The sequence below is a fragment of the Sulfitobacter sp. HI0129 genome (assembly GCF_001635395.1).
Lineage (GTDB): Bacteria > Pseudomonadota > Alphaproteobacteria > Rhodobacterales > Rhodobacteraceae > Sulfitobacter.
In genome coordinates this window covers 1-8,340 of sequence record NZ_LWGH01000244.1, presented here as the reverse complement: position 1 = coordinate 8,340, position 8,340 = coordinate 1, and the positions used below count along the sequence as shown (strand labels likewise).

At 63.4% G+C, this 8,340-nt stretch carries 8 protein-coding genes, 1 pseudogene and 1 riboswitch; of the genes and pseudogenes, 7 read left to right on the top strand and 2 right to left on the bottom strand.

All coding sequences use genetic code 11. From position 1 onward, the window contains the following. A partial coding sequence (locus A3764_RS04360) for a DMT family transporter (protein WP_150122067.1) occupies positions 1 to 364 on the top strand: 364 nt, incomplete at its 5' end. Positions 365 to 375: 11 nt separating this feature from the next. Continuing rightward, positions 376 to 981: an inner membrane-spanning protein YciB gene (locus A3764_RS04355; protein WP_067921102.1), complete on the top strand. Its 606-nt coding sequence runs from the start codon at positions 376 to 378 to the stop codon at positions 979 to 981. Positions 982 to 986: 5 nt separating this feature from the next. Here A3764_RS04355 and A3764_RS04350 read toward each other — a convergent pair whose 3' ends face one another. Continuing rightward, positions 987 to 1,688 (bottom strand): glutathione S-transferase N-terminal domain-containing protein, encoded by a 702-nt coding sequence (locus A3764_RS04350; protein ID WP_067921104.1) that lies wholly within the window; start codon positions 1,686 to 1,688, stop codon positions 987 to 989. 87 nt (positions 1,689 to 1,775) lie between these two features. Continuing rightward, a riboswitch (SAM riboswitch) is annotated at positions 1,776 to 1,852 on the top strand. Positions 1,853 to 1,917: 65 nt separating this feature from the next. Here A3764_RS04350 and metZ point away from each other — a divergent pair. The 5 genes from metZ to A3764_RS04325 all read left to right on the top strand — a co-directional run bounded on the left by metZ (position 1,918) and on the right by A3764_RS04325 (position 7,884). Beyond that, positions 1,918 to 3,102, top strand: a complete 1,185-nt coding sequence (gene metZ, locus A3764_RS04345; RefSeq protein WP_067921106.1) for an O-succinylhomoserine sulfhydrylase — start codon at positions 1,918 to 1,920, stop codon at positions 3,100 to 3,102. Positions 3,103 to 3,202: 100 nt separating this feature from the next. Continuing rightward, on the top strand, positions 3,203 to 4,303 hold the full coding sequence (folE2, locus tag A3764_RS04340) for a GTP cyclohydrolase FolE2 (protein ID WP_067951248.1): 1,101 nt from the start codon (positions 3,203 to 3,205) through the stop codon (positions 4,301 to 4,303). Positions 4,304 to 4,463: 160 nt separating this feature from the next. After that, entirely contained in the window at positions 4,464 to 4,700 is a 237-nt protein-coding gene (locus A3764_RS04335) for a hypothetical protein (protein ID WP_067928518.1), read from the top strand. Positions 4,701 to 4,837: 137 nt separating this feature from the next. Further along, positions 4,838 to 6,286, top strand: a complete 1,449-nt coding sequence (locus A3764_RS04330) for a TrkH family potassium uptake protein (RefSeq protein ID WP_067928515.1) — start codon at positions 4,838 to 4,840, stop codon at positions 6,284 to 6,286. Then, positions 6,286 to 7,884, top strand: a complete 1,599-nt coding sequence (locus tag A3764_RS04325) for a thiamine pyrophosphate-binding protein (RefSeq protein ID WP_082851151.1) — start codon at positions 6,286 to 6,288, stop codon at positions 7,882 to 7,884. The genes A3764_RS04330 and A3764_RS04325 overlap by 1 nt, the downstream gene beginning before the upstream one ends. A gap of 126 nt (positions 7,885 to 8,010) precedes the next feature. Here the strand turns inward: A3764_RS04325 and A3764_RS25070 are convergent. Continuing rightward, positions 8,011 to 8,340 (bottom strand): annotated as a pseudogene (locus tag A3764_RS25070) (peptidoglycan-binding protein); the annotation flags it as partial.

The following is an 8,340-nucleotide window of genomic DNA, read 5'->3' as shown; positions in this document are numbered from 1 at the left end:
CGCCTACGGCATCCGCGCGACGGAAAATCCCTTTACCTTCCTTGCGTGGTTCTTTGTGGTCGATGGGGTGATCATGCCCTTCATCGCCGCGCGGCGATGGTTGCGCATGGACCATCCCCCGGACCTCGGCCCGCTTTTCGCGCGCGGCTTTTTCGGCGGCGTGATCGGCATTATGTCTTTCGGGTCGATCATGATGGCGACCCGGCTCGACAAGGTGGGGGAGGCGGCGGTCCTGCGCGAAACCTCCACCGTCTTTGCTGCCGTCATCGGTGTTGTCTTTCTGAAAGAAACCGTGGGGCCGCGACGGATCGCCCTGATGGCATTGATCGCCGCCGGTGCTGTGATAGTGGAGATGGGTGGATGAAGGATACCGATATGCCCCAGACGAAAGAGATCAACCCCTTCCTGCGGTCGGCCTTGGAATATGGCCCCGTGCTGCTGTTCTTTCTCGCCTACCTGCGGCTGAAGGACCGCCAGTTCCTGATCGGCGGGACAGAATACGACGGGTTCATCGTCGTCACTGCCGCCTTCATCCCGCTCTTGGTGGCGGCGACCGGGCTTTTGTGGATGCTGACCGGACGGATCAGCCGGATGCAGGTGGCGACGGTGATTCTGGTGGTGATCTTCGGCGGTCTGTCCGTCTGGCTGAATGACGACCGGTTCTTCAAGATGAAGCCCACGATGATCTACCTGCTCTTCGGTGGTATTCTTGCCGTGGGGTTGATGCGCGGCCAGTCCTATCTGAAATTCGTGATGGAAGAGATGGTGCCGCTTCAGGATGCGGGCTGGCTGATCCTGACGCGTCGGCTGATGCTGTGCTTCTTCGGTCTTGCGGTGGCCAACGAAATCGTCTGGCGCAGCTTTCCCACGGAAACATGGGTGTATTTCAAGACCTTCGGGCTGACGGCGGCAGTCTTCGTCTTCTTCATGTCGCAGGGGAGGCTTTTGCAGACCTATGGCACCGACAAGACGGAAGGCTGATCGGGCTAGCGCTTGAAAAGCTTGTCCTGCGCCTTCTTGTCGGCCCCGATGTCGCCGCGCTTTTCGGCATAAAGGGCACGGCCCGCCTGTACGCCGGGGCGGGCGGCCATCCGGTCCAGCCATGCGGCCATATGCGGCTTGTCGTCCATCGTCTGCTGCTGACCTTCCCAGAGCGACGCCCAACCCCAGATCGAGAAATCGGCGATCGACAGGAAATCACCGGCGACCCATTCGTTTTCCGCCAACTGCCGGTCCAGCACGCCATAAAGGCGCGCGACTTCGGCCCGGTAGCGGTCCTTGGCATAGGGCAGGTCCTGCGGAGGGTCCATCCGGGGCGCGTATTTCAGGAAGTGATGCGCCTGACCGGCCATCGGGCCCAGCCCGCCCATCTGCCACATGAGCCATTGATCCACCGCGATGCGCTCCCGTTCTGTCCGGCCGGTGAACTGGCCGGTCTTGCGGGCGAGATACTGCAGGATCGCCCCCGATTCGAAGATCGAGATCGGCGCGCCATCCGGCCCCTCGGGATCGGTCATGGCGGGCATCCGGTTGTTGGGCGAAATGGCGAGGAACTCGGGCTTGAACTGGTCGCCCGCGCCGATGTCGATCAGATGCGTGTCATAAGACAGGCCCATTTCCTCCAGCGCGATGGAGACTTTCCAGCCGTTCGGGGTGGGCCAGTAGTAAAGTTGAATTGTCTGGGTCATGCCGGTCTCCGGTGTTGGGGGCATCATGGCGCAATCTGGCCCGGGTGCAAGCAAGCAGCCAGTTGACGAAGCGGTGCGGCAGGCGTAGCAAAGCGCCGTGGCGATTTGTTACCGGATTGCGGGCCACGTTAAACAAACCGCTAAAAGGTCAGGATGAAAGACCCCTTTCGCTTGACCGCGTCTGGGGTTTTTTGTTGTCCGCAATGGCGGGCCGGAAAGGAAATGCACAATGAGTAATGATTGGAATCCGCGCACCAAGGCCGTTCATGGCGGCACGCGCCGCAGCCAGTATGGTGAAGTGAGCGAGGCGATCTTTCTCACCCAAGGGTTCGTCTATGACAGCGCCGAACAGGCCGAAGCCCGGTTTCAGCAGGCCGGCCCCGATGAATTCATCTATGCCCGCTACGGCAATCCCACCGTCGCCATGTTCGAGGACCGTATCGCAGCACTTGAAGGGACGGAGGACGCCTTTGCCACCGCCAGCGGCATGGCGGCGGTCAGCGGGGCGCTGATGTCGATGCTGAAGGCGGGCGATCACGTGGTATCCTCCCGCGCACTTTTCGGCTCCTGCCTTTATGTGCTCGAAGAGGTGCTGACGCGCTACGGGGTCGACGTGACCTTTGTCGACGGCACCGATCTGGCCGCGTGGGAGGCCGCGATCCGCGATGATACCCGCGCGGTCTTTTTCGAATCCGTGTCCAACCCCACCCTGCAGATCGTCGATATTGAAGCGGTGGCCAAGCTCGCCCATGCCAAGGGGGCCACGGTGCTGGTGGACAACGTCTTTGCCACGCCGGTCTTTTCCCGGGCGGTGGAACAGGGGGCCGATGTGGTCATCTATTCCGCCACGAAACATATAGACGGGCAGGGCCGCGCCCTCGGCGGCGTGATCCTCGGCAGCAGGGAGTTCATCCGCAAGACGGTGGAGCCTTACATGAAGCACACCGGCGGCTCCATGAGCCCTTTCAACGCATGGATCATGCTGAAAGGGCTTGAGACCATGAGCCTGCGGGTCAAAGCGCAGGCCGCCACGGCAGCGGCCATCGCGCAGGCCTTGCAGGGTAATCCCGCGCTCACGCGGGTGATCTACCCGGGCCTTGCGGACCACGCCCAGGCCGATCTGGCCAGGGCGCAGATGGGGCAGGGCGGCACGGTACTGGCGCTTGAGGTCAAGGGCGGCAAGGACAGCGCTTTCCGCTTTCTCAATGCGTGCCGGGTCGGTGTCATCTCCAACAACCTTGGCGATGCCAAGACGATCCTGACCCATCCCGCAACCACGACGCATCAGCGTTTGCCGCAGGACCAGAAGGACGCTTTGGGCATCACCCCCGGTCTCGTCCGGCTCAGCATCGGGCTGGAGGATGCGGACGACCTGATCGCCGATCTGGAGCAGGCGTTGAAAGAGGCCGTCTGACAGCCCACGGCAGGGCCAGCGCGACCCTTTGTCCTAGAGCCTCGCATTTCGTGGCCGGAACGCCTAGGTTTGGCGTGAAAAGCATCGGAAGGGCTGCGCTATGAATATCGTTACCCCGCTCTCGGACGGACCGGAAGACGCTGAGGCGAAGGCAGCGCTCGCCACGTTGCGTGACTGGGCGCGGCAGGCGAGCCCCGCCGAACGCGAAGCCATGGCGCGGGAGTTGGAACCGCTCGCCGGGGGCGAGAACGCCTATCCCGTCTTTGAACGCAGCTATCCCGATGACTTCCGCGCGGGCGACAACTACAGGGCCACCCTGCCGGATCTGCAGAACGGACCGGCCAGCCTCATCCGGGGCGCCCAGGCGCAAATCCAGCATGTGGGTATCTCCAACTTCCGGCTTCCCATCCGCTACCACACCCGGGACGGCGGGGACCTCACGCTCGAAACTTCCGTGACGGGGACGGTCAGCCTCGATGCGGAAAAGAAGGGCATCAACATGTCCCGCATCATGCGCAGTTTCTACAAACACGCTGAATCGACCTTCAGCTTCGAGGTCATGGAAGCGGCGCTGGATGATTATATCGCCGATCTTGAAAGCCCCGATGCCCGGCTGCAGATGCGCTTTTCCTTCCCCGCGCGGATCGAAAGCCTGCGCTCGGGCCTGTCGGGCTATCAGTATTACGACATCGCGCTCGAACTGGTGGAACATGAAGGCAAACGGCAGAAGATCGTGCATCTCGACTATGTCTATTCCAGCACCTGCCCCTGTTCGCTGGAACTGAGCGAACATGCGCGCGCCACCCGTAACCAGTTGGCGACACCGCATTCACAGCGTTCGGTGGCCCGGATATCCGCCGTGATGAATTGCGACGGCAGCGACACATGCCTATGGTTCGAGGATCTGATCGACATCTGCCGCGCCGCGGTGCCGACGGAAACGCAGGTGATGGTAAAACGTGAGGACGAGCAGGCCTTTGCGGAGCTGAACGCTGCCAATCCGATCTTCGTCGAGGATGCGGCGCGCCTTTTCTGCCAGGGGCTGAAAGCCGATCAGCGCATCGGCGATTTCCGCATCGTCGCCAGCCATCAGGAAAGCCTGCATTCCCACGATGCCATCAGCCTGCTGACCGAGGGCGAGACATTCGACATGCGCAGCATCGATCCACGCCTGTTCCAGTCCCTCATCCACAGCGGCTGATTCCGCCTCTCAGGTCCTTTCCCTTTCCGCCGGCTCCCAGTCAGCCATGCGAGCCGTGCAATGGGCACGGGCCGGCTATGCATAAGTGATGGTTCTGCTGCAGTGCAGCGTTTCCTATATGAGCGTCAGGGAAGAGAGCAAACCAATTGGAGGCATCGAGATGTCCTACCAGAACACCGCAGAACCATCCTTCGGGCTCAGCGCCGAAGACGCAAAATCCACCTTCCGTGGCTTCATCGCCCGGACCATGCAGACCGTGTCGGCCAATTCCATGGGCGCGCGCCGCCTTGCATCGGTACGCTCGCTGCAGGCGAAAACCGACGCGGAGCTTGGCGCCCTGAAGATCGGGCGCGACGACATCGTCGATCACGTCTTCCGGGATGTCTACTACGCCTGAACGGCTTCGGGGCTTCGGCCCGATGGAATGAAACGGCCCGGGTCGCGTGTGGCTTGCCAGCGCGCCCCGGGCCGTTCCTGCTTTGACGACCCGGCCAGCGCTTGACACCGGCAAGCCCCCGCGCCAACGCTGCGCGGATGTTGGATATGCGACCTGTCGGATATGTCATCGGCCTGCTGGTCGCAGTGATGGGCGTGACCATGGTCGTCCCCATGCTGGTGGACATCGCCGAAGGCCGGGGCCATTGGCCCGTTTTCGTCGAATCCGGCCTGATCACGATTCTGGGCGGCAGCCTGATCGCGCTGTCCTGTGCCAACGGCAACCGCGAAGGGCTGACCATCCAGCAGACCTTCTTTCTCACCTCCGGAGTATGGTTCATGCTGCCGCTCTTTGGCGCGCTGCCCTTCATGCTGGGCGCGACGGAGGCGAGCTTTACCGATGCTTTCTTCGAAGCGATGTCGGGGCTGACAACGACCGGGGCCACAGTCTTTACGGGCCTTGATGATCTGCCGAAAGGCTTGCTGATCTGGCGCGGGATCATGCAGTGGCTCGGCGGGATCGGTATCGTCGTCGTCGCCATGGTGTTCCTGCCGGAACTGCGCGTCGGCGGTATGCAGATCTTCAAATCCGAAGCTTTCGATACCTTCGGAAAGATCCTGCCGCGCGCCGGTCAGATCGCGAGCCAGATCGCGGTGATCTATGTCTGGCTGACGCTGGCCTGTGCGCTAAGCTATCTCGCGCTGGGGATGAATACCTTCGACGCGACCGTTCATGCCCTCACCACCGTCTCCACCGGGGGGTTTTCGAACTACGATGCCTCCTTCGGGGCCTTCACCGGCGCGCCGGAGTACGTGGCCTCCATCTTCATGATCCTCGCCGCCCTGCCGTTCGTGCGCTATGTGCAGCTGATCAACGGCAACCCCTTCGCGCTCCACCGGGATCCGCAGATCCGCGGATTCCTTCTGACCGTGGGCGTTCTGGTCCTTGTGATCTTCGTTGTGCTTCAGGCTGTCTTCCCCCGGCATTGGGAAACCGCCCTGCGCGAAGCCCTGTTCAACATCACCTCCATCATATCGGGCACTGGCTATGCCTCGGTCGATTACATGGCATGGGGCTCCTTCGCGGTGGCGCTGTTCTTCTTCACCGGTCTGATCGGCGGCTGCGCGGGCTCCACCGCCTGTTCGATCAAGATATTCCGCTACCAGCTTCTCTTTGCCTCGATCCGCGCGCAATTGCGGCGCATCCGTTCGCCGCACGGGATTTTCACCCCGCGCTACGACGGGCGGCCCGTCGGCCCCGATGTTCTGAGTTCGGTGATGTCGTTCTTCATGTTCTTCGTGGTCACCATGGGCGTGGTCGCCGTGGCGCTCAGCATGACGGGGCTCGATTTCACCACCTCCGTTTCCGGCGCGGCGGCGGCGCTGGCCAACATCGGCCCCGGCCTGGGGGAGATCATCGGCCCCGCCGGGAACTACGGTAGCCTGAACGATACCGCGAAGTGGATCCTGAGCGCGGCCATGCTGACCGGTCGGCTGGAGCTGCTGGCGGTCTTTGTCATATTCACGCTGAAATTCTGGAGGGCCTGATGGCAGAGCACAACGAACGACCCCTTGGCGCGCAGATTTCCCATATGCTGAAGGACCGTGGTGTCGATGTGATCTTCGGCATCCCGGGTGTGCACAATCAGGAAATGTACCGCGGTATCGAAGAGGCCGAGATCACCCATGTCCTCGCCCGGCATGAGCAGGGCGCGGGCTTCATGGCCGACGGCTATGCCCGGGCCACCGGCAAACCGGGCATCGCCTATGTCATCACCGGGCCGGGGGTCTGCAACATCATGACCCCCATGGGGCAGGCGTTCAGCGATTCGGTTCCGGTTCTCGTGCTGTCGAGCTGCCTTGACGAGACGGCGGCCCGGCGCGGGCAGTTGCACCAGATGAACGATCAGGAAATCGCCGCAGGCACGGTGTGCGACTGGTCGCATACGGCGCTGAGCGCCCCGGCCGCCTATGGGCTGGTGGATCGGGCCCTGTCCGAATTCGGCGCGGCGCGGCCCCGGTCCAAACATATCCAGGTGCCGATTGCCCTGCTTGAGGCCACGGCCCCATCGGCGCCCGCACCTTTCCCGGCAACGCCGCGACCCCGCGCGGCAAAAGAAGTAGTCGCCGACGCCGCCCGGCGGCTGGCGAAGGCGCGTCGCCCGCTGTTCATCTTCGGCGGCGGGGCCCGGGGCGGCACGGAGGCGGCACGGGACCTTTGCCGCTTGCTGAAGGCCGCGAGTTTCACCAGCTACGCCGGTCGCGGGATCATCGCGCCTGAGGATCCGCTCCATTTCGGCAGTTACCTCGCCAAACCCGACAGCGCCGAAGTCCTCGCCCGGGCCGATCTTGTCGTCGCCGTGGGCACCGAACTGGCAGAGGTCGACCTGTGGCGGGAACGGCCCGGCCATGCCTGCCCGATGATCCGCGTCGATCTCGACCCTGAAACTCTGGCCGACGCCGCGCGGGCGGAGCACCACGTGCTGGCCGATGCCGGACCGTTCCTTGCCGATCTGCTCGACGCGCTGGGTGAGATTGACCTTTCCGGCACCGACTGGACGGCGGGCGAGGTGACGGGGGCCCGCAGCAAATGGCGCGCCGCGACCGAAGCCGAATATCCGGGCATCCCGCAGGTCTGCGACGCCCTGCGCGCCGCCTTGCCATCCGAGACGATGATTTATTCTGACATGACGCAATTCGCCTATTGCGCCAAGGAGGTCTGGCCGATGGACCGGCCCGGGCACTGGCACCACCCCTACGGCTTCGGCACGCTGGGATACGCGCTGCCCGCCGCCATCGGTGGTGCGATAGCCCGCCGTGGCCAGCCCACGCTGGCCATCGCGGGCGATTACGGCTTTCACTACACCATGCAGGAACTTGGCGTGGCGGTGGAACTGGGGCTGAGCCTGCCGATCCTTCTGTGGGACAATGGCAAGCTGGGTGCCATCGAAGCGAGCATGATCGGCGCCCAGATCGCACCGAATGCCGTGGTGGCCCGAAACCCGGATTTCTGCCGTCTCGCGGAAGCCTTCGGCGCCCATTCGGCAGCGCCCGCCGATCTCGAGGCGCTACAGAAAGCCGTGCTGACTGCATTCGAGGCAGAGGGGCCGACGCTGATTTATGTGACACCTGAGGTGGTGGGCTGAAACCGCACTTAAAAGCCGAAAAAGGGAGCTGGTGGCCTCATCGACATGACTAATACTCGGCGGCGCCCTCCGCCTTGAGTCCGGGCGCATGGACCGCCGCTTCGATAACTGCCCCCCCCCGGCGCCCTATTCCCAGCAGCTGACCAGAACGGTCATGTTCTGCGCGTGGAGGGCGAGGTCACGCTCCCGCAGGGAGCCGCCCGCGTCGGATGCGGTTCTCGCGACGCCTGCTGCTTCCATGGCGCGGGCGATCTCTTCGCGGTCGAGGGCAAAGCTCACGTCTTCGGGCAGCTTCTGCGGGCCGTCGGGCTTGGGCAGCAACATCCCCAGCACGTCACCGCGATCGTCGAGCACCGGACCACCCGCATCGCCGGGCTGGGCCTTGAGCGTCAGCCGAGTGAGGTTCTCTTCGCCCTGAAGACCGCGCAGGTCGGCCAGCGTGCCATATGTCATGGC